This is a genomic window from Bacillus cereus group sp. MYBK220-1, assembly GCF_051916445.1.
Lineage (GTDB): Bacteria > Bacillota > Bacilli > Bacillales > Bacillaceae_G > Bacillus_A > Bacillus_A cereus.
Genome location: NZ_JBQAGQ010000001.1, coordinates 1,169,442 through 1,191,843, shown reverse-complemented (window position 1 = coordinate 1,191,843; position 22,402 = coordinate 1,169,442). Strand labels below are relative to the sequence as shown.

The window sequence follows — 22,402 nt, the reverse complement described above, 5'->3', positions numbered from 1 at the left end:
TTTTCTTTATACTGATACTATATAGGATTTCCATCATAGCTAGTAGGGAGCTGAGAACGTGGAAACAATTTTACATAATGATCCGCTTATGGCCGCTGTAATTTCATGGTTTTTAGCACAATTAACGAAAGTAGTCTTTAAATTAGTCAAAACGGGTGAATTTGATTTTGCAAAGTTTTTCGCTTCAGGTGGGATGCCGAGTTCTCATGCTTCAACTGTTACAGCACTTGCTACAGGAGTTGGGGTAGTAGAAGGTGTGGAAAGCTCGATGTTTGCGGTTGCTACTATTTTTGCCATTATTGTTATGTATGATGCTTCAGGAGTAAGGCTTGCAGTAAGTAAACAAGCAAAAATATTGAATGAGTTTTTTCACGGTAGACAAACAGAATATAAGAAGTTAAATGAACTTGTTGGGCATACACCGTATGAAGTAGTAGTTGGTGCTTTATTAGGGATTATTGTCGGAGTAGGATATTGTTTATGAGCGGAACATTTTATATGTTCTGCTTTTCTTTGTTTTTATACATATTCAGCTACCTTTTTGAATATCGTTATACGGATTTCGAAAGGGTGGGTGAGTAACTTGTTATTATATGAAAAAGTGCATGAAGAAATAGCGAGAAGAACAACTGCACTTCAAACAATGCAACGGCAAGATGGTACGTGGCAGTTTTGTTTTGAAGGAGCGCCACTAACAGATTGTCATATGATTTTTTTATTAAAATTATTAGGTAGAGATAAAGAGATAGAACCGTTTGTAAAAAGATTAGCATCACTTCAAACAAATGAAGGAACATGGAAATTGTATGAAGATGAAATGGGTGGTAATTTATCTGCTACAATTCAATCTTATGCTGCCTTACTTGCATCGGAAAAATATACAAAAGAAGATGCGAATATGAAGCGAGCGGAAATGTTTATAAATGAGCGCGGTGGGGTAGCGCGTGCTCATTTTATGACGAAGTTTTTATTAGCGATTCATGGAGAATATGAATATCCTTCTCTCTTTCATTTGCCAACACCAATTATGTTTCTGCAGAATGATTCCCCTCTCAGTATTTTTGAACTGAGTAGCTCAGCACGTATTCATTTAATTCCGATGATGTTGTGTTTAAATAAAAGATTTCGAGTAGGGAAAAAGTTATTGCCAAATTTAAATCACATTGCAGGCGGGGGCGGAGAATGGTTTCGGGAGGATCGGTCTCCAGTTTTTCAAACGTTAGTAAGTGACGTGAAGAAAATTATAACGTATCCACTTTCTTTGCATCATAAAGGATATGAGGAAGTAGAACGTTTTATGAAAGAGCGTATTGATGAAAATGGAACATTATATAGCTACGCAACTGCCTCGTTTTATATGATTTATGCTTTACTTGCATTAGGACATTCTATTCAATCACCAATTATTCAAAAAGCTATAACGGGAATCACATCTTATATATGGAAGATGGAGAGAGGGAGCCATTTGCAAAACTCTCCATCAACTGTATGGGATACAGCTTTACTCAGTTATGCTTTGCAAGAAGCTCAAGTTCCGAAAGCAAGTAAAGTGATTCACAATGCATCAGCATATTTACTAAGAAAACAGCAAACGAAGAAAGTAGATTGGAGTGTACATGCACCGGATCTCTTCCCAGGTGGTTGGGGTTTTTCGGATGTGAATACGACGATTCCAGATATTGATGATACAACTGCTGCGTTAAGAGCATTGGCGCGAAGTAGAGGGAACGAAAATGTAGACACTGCTTGGAAGCGAGCGGTTAATTGGGTTAAAGGATTGCAAAATAATGATGGTGGTTGGGGGGCTTTTGAAAAAGGGGTAACGAGCCGTATATTAGCAAATTTACCAATCGAAAATGCAAGTGATATGATTACAGATCCTTCTACACCAGATATTACAGGAAGAGTATTAGAATTTTTCGGAACGTATACGCAAAATGAATTGCCCGAGAAACAAAAACAAAGTGCGATAAATTGGTTAATGAATGTACAAGAGGAAAATGGATCGTGGTATGGGAAATGGGGAATTTGTTATATATATGGTACGTGGGCAGTGTTGACTGGTTTACGGTCACTAGGAATACCATCTAGCGATCCATCAGTGAAACGAGCAGCTTTATGGCTTGAACATATACAGCATGAAGATGGTGGCTGGGGAGAATCTTGCCAAAGTAGTGTGGAAAAAAGATTTGTTACTTTGCCATTTAGTACACCATCCCAAACAGCATGGGCGTTAGATGCCCTCATTTCTTACTATGATAAAGAAACGCCAGTTATTCGAAAAGGTATTTCATATTTGCTCTCCAACTCTTATATAAATGAAAAATATCCTACTGGAACAGGTTTACCAGGTGGGTTTTATATTCGTTATCATAGTTATGCTCATATATATCCGTTGCTTACTTTGGCTCATTATGCAAAAAAATATAGAAAATAAACCGAGAGATGTCTCTCGGTTTATTTTGTTGGGTAGTAGGTCCCTTTTGAAAAGAATAAGGTTGTGATGTACCTTATTTTTCGGTTGATTGGCGCTTTTGACGTGCATCAGCGGCATTTGCACGTGCGTTTGCTTCTAAGTCATTGTGGTCAGCGAGTTCGCGAGAGAACTCAACATCAATGCCATCCGTTGCTTTGCTTTGTTTGAAATTCTTTTTGTTCATTCGACACAATCTCCTTGCGTTTATGCGACGTTGCAAAGTTAGTTTGACACAAATAGACTTTTTTATACAAAGAGGAATTGGAAAGCAAGGAGCCGAAATATACAGTATAAGTAATAGAAATGGGGGGATAGGAATGGAGTTTTTAAATGGGAAAACAGCTGTTGTAACAGGAGCTGCACAGGGAATTGGAAAAGAGATTGCAAGGGTTTATGCAAAACTAGGGGCGAAAGTATTAATTAGCGATGTAAATGAAGAGAATCTACAAAAAACGACACATGAGTTATCAGATGAAGGATATGAAGTGTGCTCATATCGATGTGATGTGAGTAATCAAAATGAAGCAAAGTCGTTAATTGAATATGCGGTTCAAAAATTTGGTACGTTACATATTTTGGTGAATAATGCTGGAATTACAAGAGACGCAATGTTACATAAAATGGAGAAGTCTGCCTGGGAACAAGTATTACAAGTGAATTTAACTGGAGTTTTTTATTGTATGCAACCCGCGCTTCTTTACATGAGACAACAAGGGTATGGACGCATTATTAATATATCTTCAATTAGTAGAGAAGGAAACATAGGTCAAGCAAATTATGCGGCTACAAAGGCAGGAGTTGTAGGATTAACGAAAACAGCAGCGAAAGAAGTTGGAAGTTTCGGTATTACTTGTAATGCGATTTGTCCGGGGTTTATGGATACAGATATGACCAAAACGATACCAGATAAAGTGAAAGAAAAGATGGTTGGCGCTATTCCAGTTGGTAGAATTGGAACGCCAGAAGATATTGCGAACGCAGCAGCCTTTTTAGCATCAGAATACGCATCTTATATTACAGGTGAAGTATTAAATGTGAGCGGAGGACTGCAAGTTTAAAGGAATACATAATGAAAAGAACCTGACCAGGTAGGTCAGGTTCTTTCTCATTAATTTAAGTTAAGCCAAACGCTCTTTACTTCTGTATAGTTATTTAATGCGTAAGATCCCATTTCACGGCCAAGACCAGATTGTTTAAATCCTCCAAATGGAGATGCTGCATCAAAGACGTTATAACAGTTTACCCATACTGTACCTGCACGTACTTTACTTGCAACATAGTGTGCTGTTTTAACATTTTCTGTCCACACACCAGCCGCTAAGCCGAATTGTGATTTATTTGCACGTTCAATTACTTCGTCAATATCGTTAAACGGTATTGCAGAAATAACTGGACCGAAAATTTCTTCTTTTGCGATCGTCATTTCATCATTTACGTCAGCGAATACTGTAGGAGAAACGAAGTAGCCTTGATCGAATGGATTACTTCCTCCGCAAAGTACTTCAGCGCCTTCTTCAATCCCTTTTTCAATGTAGCCCATTACACGTTTTTGTTGTTCTTCGGAAACGAGAGGGCCAATTGTTGTTTCAGGGTTAAGACCGACACCTTGATTTAGTTTTTTAGAATAGAGGACGAGATCAGCCATGACATTATCATACATTTTCTTCGGAACAAATAAGCGTGATCCAGCAGAGCATACTTGTCCTTGGTTAAACATAACACCAGAAAGTGCACCAGGAATCGCGCGAGATAAATCAGCATCTGGCAATATGATATTTGGTGATTTACCGCCTAATTCAAGTGTAACGCGTTTTAATGTTTCGGATGCTTGTCGCATAATTTGTTTACCGACAGGAGTAGAACCGGTAAATGCAATTTTGTCAACGAGTGGATGATTAACGAGAGCTTGTCCAGCTGATTCACCGAATCCAGGTACGATATTAATAACACCTTTCGGGAATCCAGCTTCTTCAATTAATTCAGCTAAGTATAGAGCAGATAGTGGAGTTTGTTCTGCAGGTTTTAAAACGATTGTACATCCTGTAGCAAGCGCTGCTCCCATTTTCCACATTGCCATAAGGAGCGGGAAGTTCCAAGGGATAATTTGACCAACGACACCAACAGCTTCATGGCGTGTATAGTTAAAGTAATCACCGGAAACAGGAATTGTTTGACCAACGATTTTCGTAGCCCAACCAGCGTAATAGCGCATATGCTCAATTGCAAGTGGTATGTCTGCTGCCATTGTTTCACGGATTGGCTTTCCGTTATCTAATGTTTCGAGCTGTGCAAGCTCTTCTTTATGTTCTTCCATTAAATCAGCTAACTTGTACATAAGACGGCTTCGCTCAGCGGTGCTCATACGAGACCAAGGACCTTCGTCAAAAGCCATACGAGCTGCGACTACAGCTTTATGAATATCTTCGCGACCAGCTTCAGAAACGACGGCAAGAGTTTCACCAGTTGCTGGGTTAGGTGTTTTAAATGTTTTACCGGAAGCGCTTTCGATGAAAGATCCATTCACATATAACTTTTTTGTACCTTGAAGAAATTTCTCTACCTTTTCATGAAGATTTACAGCTAGTTGACTCATTGTATAACCCCCTTGAAAATATAATGTAAACGCAGTACGAGACGGCGCTTATTCCGAAATCAAGGATGTGGAAACTAGATGGAAAGCCTCTAATTAAAATCATAATTAAGAAATACTGAAAATTCAAATTTCATTTGTGTTACAATTGTGAAAAATATGTAATGTAAGAGAAGCTTCTATATGATTATAAAAAATCCTGCTTGTTTTTGCTTTCTAGTAGGAAAAACTAGAAGAACAATGGTACAATAATACATCGTGAGAGGAGGGGTAAAAATGAAAGATTATCATGATGATCCACGCTTTCGAATAGCCCATAGAGAAGCGTTAATTGGTCTTGGACTTGCTATTATTAATTTTATAATATGGTACGGATTTGCTTATGGGCTTGGTAGTAAAAATCCGAATGAATATACATATGTATTAGGTTTTCCCGCATGGTTTTTTTATAGCTGTATCGTTGGATTTATCGTTATGGTTATTTTACTTAGTTTAGTTGTTCGTTTTGTATTTCAAGATATTTCACTCGATGAGGAAGAAAAAAGTGAGGAATAATAGATGAATTGGTATGTAATCATTCCAATGATAATTTCGTTTATCGTTGTATTTTTAATTGGTGTATATGCTTCAAGACGTGTGCAAGCAACTGCTCATAATAAATTTTTACAAGAATATTTTCTTGGTGGGCGTGAGCTAGGCGGTTTATTATTAGCGATGACAATGATTGCTACGTACGGTAGTGCAAGTAGCTTTATTGGTGGCCCTGGTATTGCTTACAATATGGGGCTTGGATGGGTACTGTTATCTGCGATTCAAGTTGTAACAGGCTATATCGTTTTAACGGTTATCGGTAAAAAGTTTGCAATTATCGCTAGGAAGATGGAAGCAATTACTCTTATCGATTATTTAAAAGGGAGATACAATAATAAAGCAGTTGTTATACTTTCTGCGTTATGTATTATTATCTTTTTATTTTCAGCGACAGTAGCCCAGTGGGTCGGTGGTGGACGATTAATCGAGTCACTAACGGGTCTATCGTATACAACAGCACTATTTTTATTTACTTTTTCTGTACTTGTGTACGTATTAATTGGTGGATTTCGTGCAGTTGCTCTATCAGATACATTATTAGGAATCATTATGTTAGTTGGAACGACAATCATTTTAATTGCTACTGTCATTGCTGGTGGTGGAATTGAAAAGATTATGCAGGAACTTGTTCAAATTAATCCAAAGTTAATTACACCATTCGGAGCAGATGGCAGTTTAACGAAATCATATGTTACATCATTTTGGATTTTAATTGGAATTGGCGTTGTCGGCTTACCGCAAATTAGCGTGCGTGCCATGTCTTATAAAAATTCAAAAGCGATGCATCAAGCTTTAATAATTGGAACCGTTGTCGTTGGCACAATTATGATCGGTATGCATTTAACTGGTGTATTTGCAAGAGTAGTACTTCCAGGTATAACGGTACCAGATAAAGTAATGCCGCTACTTGCGATGGAAGTGTTACCTCCTTGGTTAGCTGGAGTTTTCTTAGCTGCACCGATGGCAGCGATTATGTCTACAGTAAACTCTTTATTATTACTTGTAAGCTCGTCAATTATTAAAGATATATACGTAAATTACATAAATAAAGATGCAGCAGACAGTACGATAAAAAAAGGAAGTTTATGGATTACTGGTATTGTAGGACTACTCGTTTATGCAGCGGCGATTAAACCACCAGATTTTTTAATATGGCTAAATTTATTTTCTTTCGGTGGATTAGAAGCAGCATTCATTTGGCCAATCGTATTAGGGTTATATTGGAGGAAAGGAAATGCTACAGGAGCGCTTGCGTCTATTTTAGTTGGGGTAGGCTCATATATGTGTATTCATCTTTTCTATCCAAATCCGTTCGGTATACATACAGTTGTCTTCCCGATTTGTTTTGCGTTTATCGCTTATGTTATTGGAAGTATGAGTGCTGTAAAAAAAACAGTATAGGTTAGCTGAAGAACGTAGTCCTTATAAGACTGCGTTTTTTCTTATGAATTTGTTCTTTTTTTATTCTGTATATCCACGGTTATTCATAAATTAATAACAACTGAGGGGATGGAGTTGAGGTCGATGAAAAAAGTGTTATTTTTAGGAGACCCAGGAATTGATGACTCTTTAGCAATTATGTATGGATTGTTGCATCCTGATATTGATATTGTTGGTGTAGTAACGGGATATGGAAATGTAACACAAGAAAAGGCGACAAGTAATGCCGCATATTTATTGCAAATGGCAGGACGGGAAGATATACCTGTTATTAATGGTGCGAAAATTCCTTTATCCGGAGATATTACGACGTATTATCCAGAAATTCATGGGACAGACGGTTTAGGGCCAATTAAACCTCCAAAAACTTTTTCACCAAATATAAAGCCTTTTTGTACATTTTTTGATCTTCTTGAAAAATATAAAGGAGAATTAATAATAGTCGATGCTGGTAGATCAACAACATTAGCGACAGCATTTATTTTAGAAAAGCCGATGATGAAGTATGTGAAAGAATATTATATAATGGGCGGTGCTTTCTTAATGCCTGGCAATGTAACACCAGTCGCAGAGGCGAATTTTCATGGTGACCCCATTGCGTCACAATTAGTTATGCAAAATGCCAAAAATGTGACATTAGTGCCACTTAACGTTACATCTGAAGCAATTATTACACCGGAAATGGTAAAATATATTACGAAACACTCTAAAACGAGTTTTAATAAGTTAATCGAGCCGATATTTACGTATTATTATAAAGCATATAAAAAGTTAAACCCGAAAATAACAGGTAGTCCAGTACATGACGTCGTTACAATGATGGTTGCGGCAAATCCATCCATTTTAGATTATGTATATCGTCGTGTCGATGTAGATACAGTTGGAATTGCAAAAGGAGAGAGTATTGCTGATTTTCGGCCTCAACCTGATGCAAAAGCATTAAAAAATTGGGTGCGAATTGGTTGGTCGTTACATTATAAAAAGTTTCTTGAGGATTTTGTGAAATTTATGACGTAGACATAATAGGAGCATACAAGTTAAAATAATGGAGATGGTTATTTAAATGACCATCTCCATTATTTTGTTTTTAAATGATAAATAGAGAAGAGTTACACAATAGGAGAGGAATTTTACTTGAAAAAAACTATAGTATGCGCAGTAATTGTGGGTATTTTTGTTTTGCTAATATCGGGTAACTTTTTAGTGAAAAAAGTGTGGAGTTCAAATAATGATGATGCACAGTATATTGCATCTTTTATTGAAGAACATAAAGATGAAAAAAATAGTGCGCTTCTAGTAAAGAGAAATGATAAAGTTGTTTATTCTGTAAACCCAAATGTTGTATTGCCAGTTGCTAGTACGATGAAATTAATTGTGGCGCTTGAATATACGAAACAAGTTACTGAAGGGAAAATTGATTCTTCTAGTTTCGTGTCGATTAATGATGTGAATCGTTATTATGTGCCGAATACAGATGGTGGTGCACAAGATAGATGGCAAAAGTATTTGGAGAAGACGGGCAAGATAACTGAAGGAGCGGTTTCTTTAGAAGAAGTGGCAAAAGGAATGGTTAAGTTTAGTTCGAATGCAAATGCTGAATACTTAATGGAATTGTTAGGATTAGATAACATCAATCGAAATTTACAAAGTTTATCACTTCCTGCACATCAACCACTATTTCCAATCGTTTCATCTTTGTATATCCCGGGATATTTGCATAAAGAATTACATGTTCCAAAATATAAAATAGAGAAAAAGTTAAAAGAAATGTCTCAAGAGCAATATCGTGAATATGCGATGATTATTCATGAACGCTTAAAGAAGAAGGGACCATTATTACAGAAGGAAATTCCGCTTTATTTAGAGGAACGTTACGACAAAATTTGGTCAGATAGATTACCAGCAGCTTCTGCAAATGATTATATGGTATTACTTCAAAAGGCAAACCATAAAGGTGGCTTGACAGAGGCTGAAGAAAAAGTGTGGGCAAATATCGTTGAAACAGACATGAGTGCCAAGAAATACCGTAAAACATTCAGACATGCGGGGCAAAAGAATGGTTACACACCATGGACGGTTACAAAAGCAGTTTACGCTATGGATAAACGTGGAAACTGTACGGAGATTGTGTTTTTGGCGAATAATTTAAATGAAGACGATAGTGCAGAAATACGGAAACATTTAGCAAACTTACATTTCCAAGTGTTGCAAAGTGATAAGTATGATGCGACTTTTATTAAATAAACTCGGTGCAGAGAGCACCGAGTTTATTTTTATGTACAAGCACTTTTTTTCTATCTCTGGGTATGATGGGTAGTAATACTTAGGTGAGAGGGGAAAAGGTGATGAAACAAAGTAAAGAAGAGTTTATAAAGAGTGAAGGCGCTGATTTCCCTGGGAAAACATATGTGGATTGTGTATTACAACATGTATTTCATTTTCAAAGAAATTACTTATTGAAAGATATGTTTCAAGTGCATAAAGCACATATTACGATGCTGACGGAAGAAAATTTAATGAAAAAGGAAGAAGCTAAAGTTATATTACACGCATTAAAAAAGGTAGAGGGAATTCCAGAAGAGCAATTGCTCTATACAGAGCAGCATGAAGATCTCTTTTTTTTAGTCGAACATTTAATTTCTCAAGAAGCGAAATGCGATTTTGTAAGTAATATGCATATTGGTAGAAGTAGAAATGATATGGGCGTAACGATGTATCGCATGAGTTTAAGGCGATATGTATTACGATTAATAGAACATCATTTGTTATTGCAAGAAAGTGTACTGCAACTTGCCGTTGATCATAAGGAAACGATCATGCCAGCTTATACACATACACAACCAGCACAGCCAACAACATTTGGTCATTATACGTTAGCAATTTATGATACGATGCAAAGAGATTTAGAACGAATGAAAAAAACGTACCAGCTTTTAAATCAGTCTCCAATGGGGGCAGCTGCACTCTCTACAACAAGTTTCCCGATTAAACGAGAACGAGTTGCTCATCTACTTGGATTTACAAATGTAATTGAGAACTCATATGATGCTGTTGCTGGAGCGGATTATTTATTAGAAGTTAGCTCGCTACTTATGGTAATGATGACGAATACGAGTAGATGGATTCATGACTTTTTGTTGTTAGCAACGAAAGAATATGACGGTATTACTGTTGCAAAGCCATATGTACAAATCAGTAGTATTATGCCGCAAAAACGAAATCCGGTTTCAATTGAACACGCTCGTGCAATTACGAGTAGTGCTTTAGGAGAAGCATTTACAGTATTTCAAATGATTCATAATACACCATTTGGTGATATTGTCGATACGGAAGATGACTTGCAGCCATATTTATATAAAGGGATTGAAAAGGCAATTCGTGTTTTTTGTATGATGAATGCAGTGATCCGAACGATGAAAGTAGAAGAAGAAACGTTAAAAAGTCGTTCCTATAAACATGCAATAACGATAACGGATTTCGCCGATGTTTTAACAAAAAACTATGAAATTCCATTTCGGCATGCTCATCATGCAGCAAGTGCTATTGCAAATATGTTATTGGAGCAGAAAAAAGAACTACATGAATTACACTTCAAAGAGGTAAATATGTACTTGCAAGAACATTTTAAAATAAATTTATTAGAAAAAGAGTGGAAAGAAATTATATCGCCAGAAGCTTTTATTCAAAAAAGAAATGTATACGGTGGACCGAGTAAAAAAGAAATGAATCGTATGATTAAAAATCGACAAGAGTCATTTCGAAAAGAAGAAGATGTATTTGAAAAGGAAAAACAGAGAATTTTACAAGCTGAAAATGCTTTGAATACATTAGCTTTGAATATTATTGAATCGTAAAAGAGGGATTTAATGAATTAATCGCCAATACTTAATTAAAATATAAATAGAGAGAAGAGATTGTCGATGATTCAATTACATGTATATGAAGAGATTTTTCATTTTAAAGAAGATGTTACACCATTTCTAGAAAAGAATGAGCAGGAAAACAATCTCATATTAGGTGTATTACAAATGGTCCAACAACCAACATTTATGGGGATAGCGAAACAAGGAGAAGAAATTGCGGTTGTATTTCTGCAAACAGAAGAGAAGAAACAAATCATTGTTGCAACTTCTGAAATTGCGGGAGTAACTATTGAGGAACTTGCAAAAGAATTAACGAAAGTATATCCGGATATTCCTGGATTGATCGGTAATAAGAAAATTGTACAGAAATTAGCGGAAGAGATTGCAGTATTAGAAAATAAAAAAACGCATGTTGCAATGGAGCAAGGTGTGTATAAGTTGAACAGAGTAAAGAAGAAGTGTAATGCGAATGGACTTTTTCGAGCGGTAAATAATGATGAATTACCATTAATAGAACAGTGGATATATCAATTTTGTGAAGACGTAAAGCTTCCTACTACGAAAGAAGAAGCAAAACAAACTGCGTATACATTAATAACTACAAATCGACTGTTTGGTTTGGAAGTGGATGGGAAACTCGTTTCTGTAGCTGCAAAAACGAGACCAACTAAAAATAATATAACAGTTAATTTTGTATATACGCCGAAAGAAGCAAGGAAAAAGGGATACGCATCTAAGTGTGTAGCAGCACTTAGTCAACGTATGTTAGATGAAGGGTACAAGACGACTACGTTATATACTGATTTAGCGAATCCGATATCGAATAAAATTTATCAAGAAATTGGTTATGAGAAAATTGCGGAGTCTGTGCTTATATTTTTAGAGAAGTAAAACAAAAAGGTGTGCGATTTTTGCACACCTTTTTGTTATTCATCAATTCTAATAATCTCGCCTTGAGGGAAGTCCTCAGTTTCTAGTAAGTTACGAATAGCTTTCGCAACATATTCAGGTGATAATAGTTTTCCTTCTTCTTTTAATGCAATGAAGCGGTCCAAGTTTATGAAATCTTCTTTATTTGTTTCACGAATTTGTGATTGCATATTAGTATCAACAACGCCAGGTGCAAAAGCGACGATTTTTACTGGATATTCTTTTTCTGCTTCTTCAGTTGCTACGCACTGTGTAAACATATTTACACCAGCTTTCGTTGTACAATAAGCACCCCAGCCAAAGTAAGGATTTTTTCCTGCACCAGATGAAATGTTAATAACGCGTTTATCTACTTTCCAGTCTTTCGTATGTTTCATAAATGTAGATGTAAGAATCATAGGTGCAAGTAAATTAATGTGAACGTTCGTAATGAATTGTTCGCTTTCAGCTTTTTCGATTGGCTTCATAGGTGCAACTGTACCCGCATTATTAATTAAATGAATAGAGGATACATTGTCTTTTTTAATAGATGAAATGATCTCTTTAAAGTTAGTTTCTAAGTTATGTACATCTTGAAGATCTAGGGAATGAAAAATGCAATTGCTGTTATATTGCTCTGCAAGTTTCGTAAGCTCTTTATTTTCTCTTCTAGAAATAGAGATGACAGTTGTATTTTTTTCTAATAATTGCGTAGCGATTGCCTCACCTAAACCTTGTGAAGTTCCTGTTATGATAACGTAGCGCATAGTTTTATAAACCCCTCTCATATGTGCGGAATTTTGTTGGACAACGTACATTGTATAGTTTGTCTACATTTTATAGTATAGAGCACTTTTTACTATAATTGAAATGAGATGATTGTGTGCCTTTTATAAATAGGTTTACGACAACAGTACCTGGTGCCGTCACGTTTACTGGGAATACGCTGGGACTTAGCCCTACATCACCTGCACCAGGTAATATTTTTGGTACACTTGCTGTGTTTACGACAGTAAATACAGCATTGCAAGTACCAGGGTTCCCAGCAGGGACAACAGATGAATGGCAATTGAATTCTTCAAGTGCAATTTTAAATCTTCCAGCGGGAAGCAGTGTATTATATGCAGAATTAGTTTGGGCTGGTACTTTCCGGACTGATACGGAAGATGTGTTACCATTTTTAAATGATAACATTACATTTACAACGCCAGCAGGGACGTTTTCTGTTACGCCAGATCCTGCTACCGCGCAGCAAGGTTCAGTAGGAAATCAGTTTTATTATGCTCGCTCTGCCAATGTAACGAATCTTGTTAGTGCAGGTGGGGCAGGCACATATACAACGGGTGCTGTGCCAGCTGCAAGAACTTCAGCCGACCCAACAATCAGTCGTTCAGCTGGATGGACGCTTGAGGTTGTGTATCAAAATGCAAGTTTACCACTTCGAAATTTGTCAGTATATGCAGGTCAAGAAATTATCGATGCTTCATCCCCGCCAGTTGATGCTACAATTTCAGGTTTTGCTACGCCGGCAACAGGAGCTGTTACAGGAAGAGTGCTCGTAACTGCTCAAGAAGGTGATTCTAACATTGTTGGAGATCAACTTCGCTTTGGGCCGAATGCAAATGCTACAGTTGCATTATTCGGACCGAGAAATCCTGCGAATAATTTCTTTCAGTCACAAATTTGTAATGACAGTGGAAATTTAGATACGAGCGGCACGTTTGGAGATTTGAATCAGCCGTTAGGGGTAGCTTTGGCCGTCCGAAGACAGGGGTGGGATATTACGAATGTAGATGCCTCCCCATCTTTAGTAAACAGTCAAACATCAGCAACGGTTCGATTTGTTACAAATGGAGATGGATACGCTGCAGCTGGTTTTGGTGTTCAAATTGATGCAACAGGTCCAATTATTAATCCTGTTAAATCAGTTAATAGAACAGTCGCGGGGGTAGGGGATACTCTCACTTATACAATTACGGTCCCAAATACAGGAACAGGAAGTGCAGAAAACGTTGTATTACGTGATAGTATTCCGAGCGGAACGACGTTTGTTGCAGGTAGTGTTACGGTAGGGGGAGTAACACAGCCGAATGCAAACCCTGCTAATGGAATTAATTTAGGCACAATCCCAAATAACACGCAAAGAATTGTTACATTTCAAGTTCGAATAACATCATTCCCGAATCCCAATCCTATTTTAAATCGTGCAATGGTGTCATATCAATTCCGTCCCTTCGTTGGTAGTCCTCCTATTACAAGTACGTCTTCTTCAAACACAGTACAAACGACAGTGAATCAAGCAACTATAAGTATGCAGAAATCTGTAGATTTACAAACGGCAACGCTTAATGATGTATTAACGTACACAGTTAATGTCACAAATAATGGAAACGTCACTGCGAACAATGTTATTTTTGTTGATAGTATCCCTGCTGGAACAACATTTGTCGCAAATAGCGTTACGGTAAATGGAGTAGCGCGTCCAGGAGCGAATCCAGCAAGTAGTATTAATCTTGGAAGTATTAATGCATCGCAAACGACTGTAGTGCGCTTTCAAGTTCGAGTAACATCGAACCCTCTTGTCAATCCAATTCCAAACCGTGCGAGTGTAACATTTACCTTTACTCCAGTGCCTGGTCAACAACCAGTTTCAGGGCAAGCGACAAGTAATACTGTAGTTACGACAATTAATATAGCTGATATAGCAACGAGAAAAACAGTGGATAAAGCTTTTGCAACGGTTAACGACGTTCTTACGTACACGGTAACAATTCAAAATACAGGAAATGTACTTGCAACGAACGTTATTTTTCAAGATCCGATCCCAATTGGAACGACATTTATCGTAAATAGTGTGACTGTGGATGGGGTTTCACAACCTGGGGTAAATCCAGCGACTGGGTTTACAGTAGCTAATATATCTCCTGGCGGAAGTAGGACTGTTACATTTCAAGTACGAGTAACATCTACGCCGTCAGGAGGTACGATTCCGAATCGCGGAAATGTATCTGCTAATTTCGTCGTTATTCCGAATCAGCCACCGATAACAATTAATAGACAAACGAATACAGTTGTGACACAAGTTAATACAGGCGGTTTAAATGTAATAAAAGAAGTAAATACAACGCAAGCGGCGGTAGGGGATACTTTAACGTACACAATTGCCGTCCAAAATACAGGGAACGTTCCGTTAACAAATGTATTTTTCCAAGACCCTATTTCTTCTGCTGTTTCATTTGTTGCAAATTCTGTAACAATTAATGGAGTACAGCAAAGTGGACTAAATCCGAATACAGGATTCTCTCTTCCGAATATTCCTGCGGCTCAAACGGTTGTAGTCACATTTGACGTAGTAATTGTACAGAATCCAGAAAATGAAGATATTTTAAATCAAGCAAATGTAACAGCAAGCTTTCAAGTGAATCCGAATGAACCACCAGTAACAATCAATGTACCGAGTAATGTTGTGAATACGACAGTACAATCAGGAAACTTTGAAGTTGTGAAAGCAGTCAATACGGATGTTGCAACGGTAGGAGATGTTTTAGTATATACAATCGAAGTTATAAATGCAGGTAGTGTACCAGCTGCAAATGTATTTTTCCAAGATTCAATTCCACAAGGGACATTATTTATTGAAAATAGTGTATTGGTTGATGGTGTTTTACAAGAGGGGGCAGATCCAGGACTAGGATTCCCATTAAATGATTTACCTACTGGCGCGAGTGTAATTATTTCATTTGAGGTATTAATTGATGAAATTCCACCAGGGAATAATGTTGTAAATAACGCGAATGTAACTGGAGATTTTCTTGTAAATCCAACAGAGCCACCAATTACTGTGACGGTTCCAAGTAATACTGTTATGACAGTTGTGAATTCCTCAGGGTTAAATGTAATGAAGAGTGTAAGCGCTACTGAAGCAGGTGTAGGAGATACACTAACATATACAGTTGCTATACAAAATAGTGGAACGGTAGTAGCGACAAATGTATCATTCCTTGATCCGATTCCAGCTGGAACCACTTTTGTAGCGAATAGTGTAACGATAAACGGGACACCTCAACCAGGTTTAAACCCGACAACTGGATTTCCACTTGCTAATATTCCAGTAGGAGGTATGGTGACGGTCACTTTTCAAGTGACAATCACGAGTGTACCACCAAATAGAGTTCTTCCGAATAATGCGAATGTCACTGCTGATTTCCAAGTAAGTCCTCTCCAGCCACCAATTACAATTGTAACGATTAGTAATATTGTTGTGACGCGAGTGAATGTAGGATCACTTAATGTAATGAAGAGTGTAAATACACCACAAGCCGGTGTAGGAGATACGTTAACGTATACGATTCTTATTCAAAATACAGGAACTGTTCCTGCAACGAATATTGTTTTTCAAGATCCAATTCCGTCTGGTACTGCCTTTGTAGCAAATAGTGTGACGATAAATGGAGTCGTACAGCAAGGCGCGGATCCTATGGCAGGATTCCCGGTACCAAATATTCCGGTCGGGCAAACGGCTACCATTACGTTTCAAGTTACAGTGACGGGTGTTCCGAGCGGTGGAAATATAAGAAACCAATCGAACGTTACTGCAAGTTTTCTTATAAATCCAGCAAACCCTCCAATAACGACTGTTACAAATAGTAATTTTGTAGTGACGCAAGTAAACACAGCACAGTTAAATATACAAAAATCTTCATCTGTACAACAAGCAGCACTTGGAGAAACTTACACGTATTCTGTTGTCATTCGAAATAACGGTACAGTAACAGCAACGAATGTCTCTTTCCTTGATCCAGTTTCTCCAGAAACAACATTTGTAGCAAATAGTGTAACGATAAATGGAACGCCACAACCTGGATTTGACCCAAATGTTGGTTTCCCGCTTCCTAATATTGCAGCTGGAACAGCATTGACAGTAACGTTCCAAGTTACGGTAGTTGCACCGTCTACACGTGGAGCAGTATTAAATACAGCATCTGCTACAGCCACTTTCTTATTAAATCCTTTACAACCACCTGTAACAACAACGAATTCAAGTAATACAACGGTAGTTACAATACCGTTACCTCCTCCTGGTGAAGTAACAGCAACAAAAACAGTTGATGTTGCAACTGGGGCTGTTGGGGATGTATTAACGTATACCGTGCTCATTTCAAACGTAGGGATTATCCCTGTTACAGATGTGTTCTTCCAAGATGTCATACCAGAAGGAACGATGTTTGTTGACAATAGTGTAACGATAGGTGGAGTGCAGCAACTTGGTTTAAATCCAGAAATAGGATTTACAGTTACGCCATTATTAATCGCTGGTGGAAGTATTGAGGTCACATTCCAAGTGACGATTACAGAAATTCCAGATAATGAAGTCATATTAAATGATGCAGACGTTACATTTACTTCACAACCAAATCCGCAGGAACCACCGATTACGGAAACGATATTAACGAATTTAGTCGTTACGACAATTAATATAGCGTTTATTTTTCCAGTGAAAATAGTAGATAAGGAAGTAGCGACTGTAGGAGAAATATTAACGTATGATGTATTGATTTTTAATTTCGGAACAGTGCCAGCGACGAATGTTCAATTTATCGATACTACTTCCGCCGGTGTAGCATTCGTACCAGGAAGCGTGAGTATAAACGGGGTACCAGCACCAGGATTAGATCCTTTCATTGGTTTTACAGTTCCAGATATACCTGTAGATGATTTTGTACTCGTCACATATCAGGAAGTGGTTACGAGCATACCAGAAGGTGGAACGATTGTTAACTTTGTAGATGTTACAGCTACGTTTGCTGTAAGTGAAACAGAGCCGCCTATTACGGAAACGACGACAAGTAACACGACATTAACAGAAATAAATGAATCTGGTTTGAATGTTTTAAAATCAGTAAGTCAGCCGGTTGTTGCAGTAGGCGATACAATCACATATACAACAGTAGTTCAAAATACGGGAACAGTGATAGCGACGAATGTTCAATATAGTGATGTATTACCATCCTCTATAACATTCGTACCGAATAGTGTAACGATAAACGGTGCGTTACAGCCTGGATTAGACCCTAACACTGGCTTCTCACTTCCGGATATAATTCCAGGTGAAAGTGTAGAAGTCACATTCCAAGTAACAGTTGTTAGCGTTCCGTCAAACGGAACAATTGCCAATACGGCAAATGTTACCGGAAGCTTTATTTTAGTACCAGGAGAACCACCAGTTATAGTAAATCAGCCAAGTAATACAACACTCACAACTGTAAATAGAGGACGCTTTAATGTTATTAAACAAGTAAATAGAGCCGCTACTCTAGTTGGAGATGTATTGACGTATACAGTGCAAATAACGAATACAGGAACAGTAACAGCTAACAATGTTCAGTTTATTGATACGATTTCAACAGGTGCGTCATTTGTACCAAATAGTGTAACGATAAATGGAGCTCCGCAACCAAACTTAAATCCGATTACTGGATTTGGAGTTGGAGATATCCCAGTTGGTGAGACAGTTATAGTGACGTTTCAAGCGACAGTTACAAACATCCCGTCATCAGGAACAATTACGAACGTTGCAAATATAACAGGAAGCTTTACTTTAGTGCCAGGAGAGCCACCGGTTGTAGTAACAGAGCCGAGTAATACGACGATAACTAGAGTGAATAGAGGACGATTCAGCGTTATAAAATCTGTAAATAAAGAAGCGACACGATTAGGAGATACGTTAACGTATAGTGTGCAAGTTACAAATACGGGAACGGTAACAGCGACGAACGTTCAGTTTAGCGATGTTCCATCACCTAGTTTAGAATTCGTTCCTGGAAGTGTACAAATAAATGGGATTCCGCAAGTAGGTTTAGATCCATTTGTAGGCTTTGCATTGCCTAATCTTGCAGTAGGGGATAGCGTATTAATTACATTTGAAGTAAATGTAATCGCAGTTCCGCCTTCTAGTAGCATTATGAATACAGCAAGAGTAACGGGTGATTTTGAATTAATTCCAGGAGAACCTCCGTTTACAATTACGAATTCAAGTAATACGACAGTCACACCAGTAAATAGAGGCAGTTTAGATATGCAAAAAGAAGTAGATCATTCAATTGTTGGAGTAGGAGAAACAGTAAAGTATACGGTTCGAATATTAAATACTGGTACTGCTGATGCGATGAATATTCAATTTATCGATGTCCTATCTCAGGAAGCTGTTTTTGTACCAAATAGTGTAACTGTAAATGGAGTAGCTCGTCCGGGAGTAAATCCGCAGGTTGGATTTACGATTGTAGACATTCCAGTCGGTGAGACGGCGATTGTAACATATGAAGCTACGATTACAAGTTTTCCAGATGGTGGTACAGTAGTGAACGTTGCTGGGGCGTTAGCAGAATATATTTTAGTACCAGGGGAGCCGCCAGTTACAGTGATGGATACGAGCAATACCGTTATAGTGACGGTAAATACTGCAATCTTATTTGTTGCAAAAGGAGCAAACTTTGAAGTAGCAATGATAGGGGATGTTGTCACTTACGGAATCGCTGTTATAAATGATAGTACAGTTCCTGTGACCAACATTGTGTTAACAGATATCATTGATCCGAATACGCTATTTATAAATGGCACGGTAACGGTAAATGATGTATCTTTTCCATTCGCTAACCCGAATACTGGTATTCCGTTAGGTGATTTTCAGCCAAATGATGCAGCAATTATTAATTTCCAAGTTGTAATAATAGGAGGGCAAATAAATAATTTAGTTACAAATACTGCTACAGCGAATGGGCTTGCAACTGTAAATCCGAATGAGCCGCCATTAGTAGTTGAAGGTGATAGTAATACAGTTGTTATCCCGTTTATTCCTCAAAATGTCTCAATGACAGTCGTAAAAACGGCAAATTTACAGGCAGCAACAATTGGAGATGTTATTACGTTTACGACAGTTATTACAAATACGGGGGATACAGCAATACAAAATATTCGTTTTCAAGATATGTTAGATAGTAGTGTTCAATTTGTTCTTGGAACTGTAACGGTTGATAATACGCCAGTGCCAAATGTAAACCCAGTATCAGGATTTATTATAGGAAGTTTAAATACTGGTGAAGCAAGGACAGTTTCGTTCCAAGTAGCAGTACAGAGCGCGCCAAATGGTTCAGGAAATTATATAAATCAAGCGAGTATTCGTTTTGAACATCAAGTAGGCACAGTGTTGCCACCTGTTACACAAATAGTAGAAAGTAACATAGTTGTCATTCCATTTGTTCCAACAATTGAACAAATTTGCGAAACGAATCTTAATTGCTTAGGGAAAATTCCTTTTCAATGTTCTCCGTGTGATCATTTGTAAATAAAGAAAAAATAAATGAAGAAAGAGCATCCTGTAAGAGAAGGATGCTCTTTCTTCATTAATCATGTAGATTCTTTTTCGGGCGAGGTGAAAAATTCGTCGATTTTGTCGGAAAGTAGTAATGGAATAGCTCCTTTTATAACAGAAATGTCCCAGTCCCACCATGCAAGATTCTCTAGTTTGTCAATTGTTTCTTGCGGGAAACGATATCGAATAAATTTTGCTGGATTACCAGCCACAATTGCATATGGAGGGACGTCTTTTGTAACAACACTTTTTGCACCAATAATGGCACCGTTACCAATTGTAACACCAGATAAAATGCAGGATTGATAACCAATCCATACATCATTGCCAACTACGATATCACCTTTTGAAGAAGGGTGACCAGTAATATGTGCTCCTTCATCAAAAAGTGCATTAAATGGATAAGTTGTTATCCAGTCTGCGCGATGTTCACCGCCAAGTATGAAAACGACTTCTTCTGCTAATGAACAAAACTTACCTATTTTCAATTTTGTTTCATCGTTCCAAGAAAAAATGGTTGGCCCTACTTTACTATAAGTATAATCACCAATATCATATTTATTATATTCAGGTTTTTGATTTAAATATAACATGCTTCTTCAGCCTCCTTTCTCAATTAAGTGATACGTATGGAATATTATATGCAAGATGTAGTAATGTGAACTGTATTAATAGGTGAAATGAACAAAAGGGAGTGGGATGTATGCGATACGAAATGGGTTTATATAATAAACCGTTTCAGTCAATTCAATCAGGGGAAAAAGTATATGAAGTACGCCTATACGATAAAAAACGTCAACTAATAAACAAAGGCGATGAAATCGTATTTACGAATCTTACGACAACAGAAATGATGACGGTAAAAGTAACGGAAATAAAGCGATACGAGAGCTTTAAAGCTATGTATGAACAAATCGATAAAAAATTATTGGATTGTGAAAATGATAGTTTAGAGGAGATGTTAGAAAGTACATACAAAATATATACGAAAGAACAAGAAAAAGAGTGGGGAACAGTTGCGATTCGTATTGAGGTAATAAAATGATAAGAAATCGCGGAGCCGCTATCATTGTACAGAAAGGAAAAATCGCTCTTATAAAACGTATTCGAGAAGAGGAAACATATTATGTTTTTCCTGGCGGAGGGATTGAGGAAGGTGAAACGCCTGAAGAGGCAACGAAAAGAGAGGTATACGAAGAATTAGGGGTACATATACAAGTGGAGCACCTTATTGCAAAGGTAAAATATAAAGGAAATGAATATTATTATGCTGCCTATATTACAGGCGGAGTGTTCGGAAGCGGAACAGCTGAGGAATTTCAGCTGGAAGGTAGGGGGAATTATATTCCGTTATGGCTACCGATAAACGAGTTGGAAAAAGTGAATATAAAACCTTATGAAGTGGTCAGAAATATATTTAATCATTATAAAATATAACGTCTGACAACATACAAAAAAAACCATTGACATAGTCTTCTGATTTAAGTATTGTATTCGAGTATGTTTATAATCAGGAGGTTTATATGAGCAATCAAACTACTACACATCATGTGAAAATGACAACAGCGGATCCATCTGGAATTGGTCTATTTGGATTAGCGATGGTAACACTTGTAGCATCATCTCAAAAGTTAGGCTTAACAGATGGCGTTTCACTTGTATTACCGTGGGCAATCTTTTTAGGAGGATTTGCACAAATCTTTGCTTGCATTCATGATGCAAAGCATAACAATACATTCGGTACAACAGCATTCGGTGCGTACGGTCTATTTTGGCTAGGTGTTGGAATGACTTGGTTAATTCAACTTGGAGTATTTGGCGAAAAATTAGCACAAGCTGCAGATTCAAAACAGCTTGGTGTAGCCTTTATCGGATATTTGATTTTCACAATCTTTATGACAATTGGTGCAATGGAAACACATAAAGTATTATTTATGATTTTCGTCCTTATTGATTTCTTATTTATCGGTCTTTCATTAAGTACTTTAGGTGTTATGCCGCATGCAATGCATAATTTAGCAGCATATTCTGAACTTCTTATTTCATTGTTATCTTTCTACGGTTCAGCAGCAGCAGTGTTAAATACACACTTCGGAAAAGTTGTTTTACCAGTAGGAAAGCCTTTTGGTATTTTTAAAAAATAATAAAAAAGCACAGATGATTGT

At 37.4% G+C, this 22,402-nt stretch carries 17 protein-coding genes; 13 read left to right on the top strand and 4 right to left on the bottom strand.

Annotated elements, in window-relative coordinates; genetic code table 11:
- Positions 1 to 58: 58 nt before the first annotated feature.
- On the top strand, positions 59 to 484 hold the full coding sequence (locus ACTFRU_RS05980; RefSeq protein WP_000447822.1) for a divergent PAP2 family protein: 426 nt from the start codon (positions 59 to 61) through the stop codon (positions 482 to 484).
- Between the two features lie 99 nt (positions 485 to 583).
- On the top strand, positions 584 to 2,437 hold the full coding sequence (locus tag ACTFRU_RS05975; protein ID WP_025708955.1) for a terpene cyclase/mutase family protein: 1,854 nt from the start codon (positions 584 to 586) through the stop codon (positions 2,435 to 2,437).
- A gap of 73 nt (positions 2,438 to 2,510) precedes the next feature.
- Here the strand turns inward: ACTFRU_RS05975 and ACTFRU_RS05970 are convergent, their stop codons facing one another.
- Positions 2,511 to 2,660: a YfhD family protein gene (locus ACTFRU_RS05970; protein ID WP_001035815.1), complete on the bottom strand. Its 150-nt coding sequence runs from the start codon at positions 2,658 to 2,660 to the stop codon at positions 2,511 to 2,513.
- 133 nt (positions 2,661 to 2,793) lie between these two features.
- On the opposite strand from ACTFRU_RS05970, the gene fabG reads away from it, so the two are divergent.
- The gene (gene fabG, locus ACTFRU_RS05965; RefSeq protein WP_025708953.1) at positions 2,794 to 3,534 is read left to right on the top strand and encodes a 3-oxoacyl-ACP reductase FabG; all 741 of its coding nucleotides are present in this window, start codon (positions 2,794 to 2,796) and stop codon (positions 3,532 to 3,534) included.
- A 50-nt stretch (positions 3,535 to 3,584) separates the two neighbouring features.
- Here fabG and dhaS read toward each other — a convergent pair whose 3' ends face one another.
- Positions 3,585 to 5,069, bottom strand: a complete 1,485-nt coding sequence (gene dhaS, locus ACTFRU_RS05960) for an aldehyde dehydrogenase DhaS (protein ID WP_000080281.1) — start codon at positions 5,067 to 5,069, stop codon at positions 3,585 to 3,587.
- Between the two features lie 273 nt (positions 5,070 to 5,342).
- On the opposite strand from dhaS, the gene ACTFRU_RS05955 reads away from it, so the two are divergent.
- The 6 genes from ACTFRU_RS05955 (at position 5,343) to ACTFRU_RS05930 (ending at position 11,851) form a co-directional block, all read left to right on the top strand.
- Positions 5,343 to 5,621, top strand: coding sequence for a YhdT family protein (locus tag ACTFRU_RS05955; RefSeq protein WP_000656239.1), 279 nt, complete (start codon positions 5,343 to 5,345; stop codon positions 5,619 to 5,621).
- Positions 5,622 to 5,624: 3 nt separating this feature from the next.
- Positions 5,625 to 7,058 (top strand): sodium/pantothenate symporter, encoded by a 1,434-nt coding sequence (panF, locus tag ACTFRU_RS05950; RefSeq protein ID WP_001104820.1) that lies wholly within the window; start codon positions 5,625 to 5,627, stop codon positions 7,056 to 7,058.
- A gap of 123 nt (positions 7,059 to 7,181) precedes the next feature.
- On the top strand, positions 7,182 to 8,114 hold the full coding sequence (locus ACTFRU_RS05945) for a nucleoside hydrolase (protein WP_000756457.1): 933 nt from the start codon (positions 7,182 to 7,184) through the stop codon (positions 8,112 to 8,114).
- Between the two features lie 117 nt (positions 8,115 to 8,231).
- Complete coding sequence (locus ACTFRU_RS05940; RefSeq protein WP_000751366.1) at positions 8,232 to 9,341, top strand: serine hydrolase; 1,110 nt, start codon at positions 8,232 to 8,234, stop codon at positions 9,339 to 9,341.
- 101 nt (positions 9,342 to 9,442) lie between these two features.
- Positions 9,443 to 10,951, top strand: coding sequence for an argininosuccinate lyase (gene argH, locus ACTFRU_RS05935; RefSeq protein WP_025708950.1), 1,509 nt, complete (start codon positions 9,443 to 9,445; stop codon positions 10,949 to 10,951).
- A gap of 66 nt (positions 10,952 to 11,017) precedes the next feature.
- Positions 11,018 to 11,851, top strand: a complete 834-nt coding sequence (locus ACTFRU_RS05930) for a GNAT family N-acetyltransferase (protein WP_044306926.1) — start codon at positions 11,018 to 11,020, stop codon at positions 11,849 to 11,851.
- 35 nt (positions 11,852 to 11,886) lie between these two features.
- Here ACTFRU_RS05930 and ACTFRU_RS05925 read toward each other — a convergent pair whose 3' ends face one another.
- Positions 11,887 to 12,636 (bottom strand): (S)-benzoin forming benzil reductase, encoded by a 750-nt coding sequence (locus tag ACTFRU_RS05925; RefSeq protein ID WP_001271056.1) that lies wholly within the window; start codon positions 12,634 to 12,636, stop codon positions 11,887 to 11,889.
- A 116-nt stretch (positions 12,637 to 12,752) separates the two neighbouring features.
- Here ACTFRU_RS05925 and ACTFRU_RS05920 point away from each other — a divergent pair, with 116 nt between their 5' ends.
- Positions 12,753 to 20,210 (top strand): DUF7507 domain-containing protein, encoded by a 7,458-nt coding sequence (locus tag ACTFRU_RS05920; protein WP_088859609.1) that lies wholly within the window; start codon positions 12,753 to 12,755, stop codon positions 20,208 to 20,210.
- 62 nt (positions 20,211 to 20,272) lie between these two features.
- On the opposite strand, the gene ACTFRU_RS05915 is transcribed toward ACTFRU_RS05920, so the two are convergent.
- Positions 20,273 to 20,830, bottom strand: a complete 558-nt coding sequence (locus tag ACTFRU_RS05915; protein ID WP_000966302.1) for a CatB-related O-acetyltransferase — start codon at positions 20,828 to 20,830, stop codon at positions 20,273 to 20,275.
- A 110-nt stretch (positions 20,831 to 20,940) separates the two neighbouring features.
- Between ACTFRU_RS05915 and ACTFRU_RS05910 the strand changes: the two genes are divergently transcribed.
- The 3 genes from ACTFRU_RS05910 to ACTFRU_RS05900 all read left to right on the top strand — a co-directional run bounded on the left by ACTFRU_RS05910 (position 20,941) and on the right by ACTFRU_RS05900 (position 22,381).
- On the top strand, positions 20,941 to 21,282 hold the full coding sequence (locus tag ACTFRU_RS05910) for an ASCH domain-containing protein (protein WP_001268346.1): 342 nt from the start codon (positions 20,941 to 20,943) through the stop codon (positions 21,280 to 21,282).
- A complete protein-coding gene (locus ACTFRU_RS05905; RefSeq protein WP_044306924.1) occupies positions 21,279 to 21,674 on the top strand; it encodes an NUDIX hydrolase in 396 nt (131 codons plus the stop codon). Before ACTFRU_RS05910 ends, ACTFRU_RS05905 begins: the two co-directional genes overlap by 4 nt.
- Positions 21,675 to 21,760: 86 nt before the next feature.
- Positions 21,761 to 22,381: an acetate uptake transporter gene (locus tag ACTFRU_RS05900; RefSeq protein ID WP_000070938.1), complete on the top strand. Its 621-nt coding sequence runs from the start codon at positions 21,761 to 21,763 to the stop codon at positions 22,379 to 22,381.
- Positions 22,382 to 22,402: the final 21 nt, after the last annotated feature.

Coding starts and splice junctions, on each gene's coding strand:
- panF (WP_001104820.1), top strand. CDS start 5,625: ATGAATTGGTATGTAATCATTCCAATGATAATTTCGTTTATCGTTGTA.
- ACTFRU_RS05910 (WP_001268346.1), top strand. CDS start 20,941: ATGCGATACGAAATGGGTTTATATAATAAACCGTTTCAGTCAATTCAA.
- ACTFRU_RS05900 (WP_000070938.1), top strand. CDS start 21,761: ATGAGCAATCAAACTACTACACATCATGTGAAAATGACAACAGCGGAT.
- ACTFRU_RS05905 (WP_044306924.1), top strand. CDS start 21,279: ATGATAAGAAATCGCGGAGCCGCTATCATTGTACAGAAAGGAAAAATC.
- ACTFRU_RS05930 (WP_044306926.1), top strand. CDS start 11,018: ATGATTCAATTACATGTATATGAAGAGATTTTTCATTTTAAAGAAGAT.
- ACTFRU_RS05955 (WP_000656239.1), top strand. CDS start 5,343: ATGAAAGATTATCATGATGATCCACGCTTTCGAATAGCCCATAGAGAA.
- dhaS (WP_000080281.1), bottom strand. CDS start 5,069: ATGAGTCAACTAGCTGTAAATCTTCATGAAAAGGTAGAGAAATTTCTT.
- ACTFRU_RS05925 (WP_001271056.1), bottom strand. CDS start 12,636: ATGCGCTACGTTATCATAACAGGAACTTCACAAGGTTTAGGTGAGGCA.
- ACTFRU_RS05945 (WP_000756457.1), top strand. CDS start 7,182: ATGAAAAAAGTGTTATTTTTAGGAGACCCAGGAATTGATGACTCTTTA.
- ACTFRU_RS05970 (WP_001035815.1), bottom strand. CDS start 2,660: ATGAACAAAAAGAATTTCAAACAAAGCAAAGCAACGGATGGCATTGAT.
- fabG (WP_025708953.1), top strand. CDS start 2,794: ATGGAGTTTTTAAATGGGAAAACAGCTGTTGTAACAGGAGCTGCACAG.
- argH (WP_025708950.1), top strand. CDS start 9,443: ATGAAACAAAGTAAAGAAGAGTTTATAAAGAGTGAAGGCGCTGATTTC.
- ACTFRU_RS05915 (WP_000966302.1), bottom strand. CDS start 20,830: ATGTTATATTTAAATCAAAAACCTGAATATAATAAATATGATATTGGT.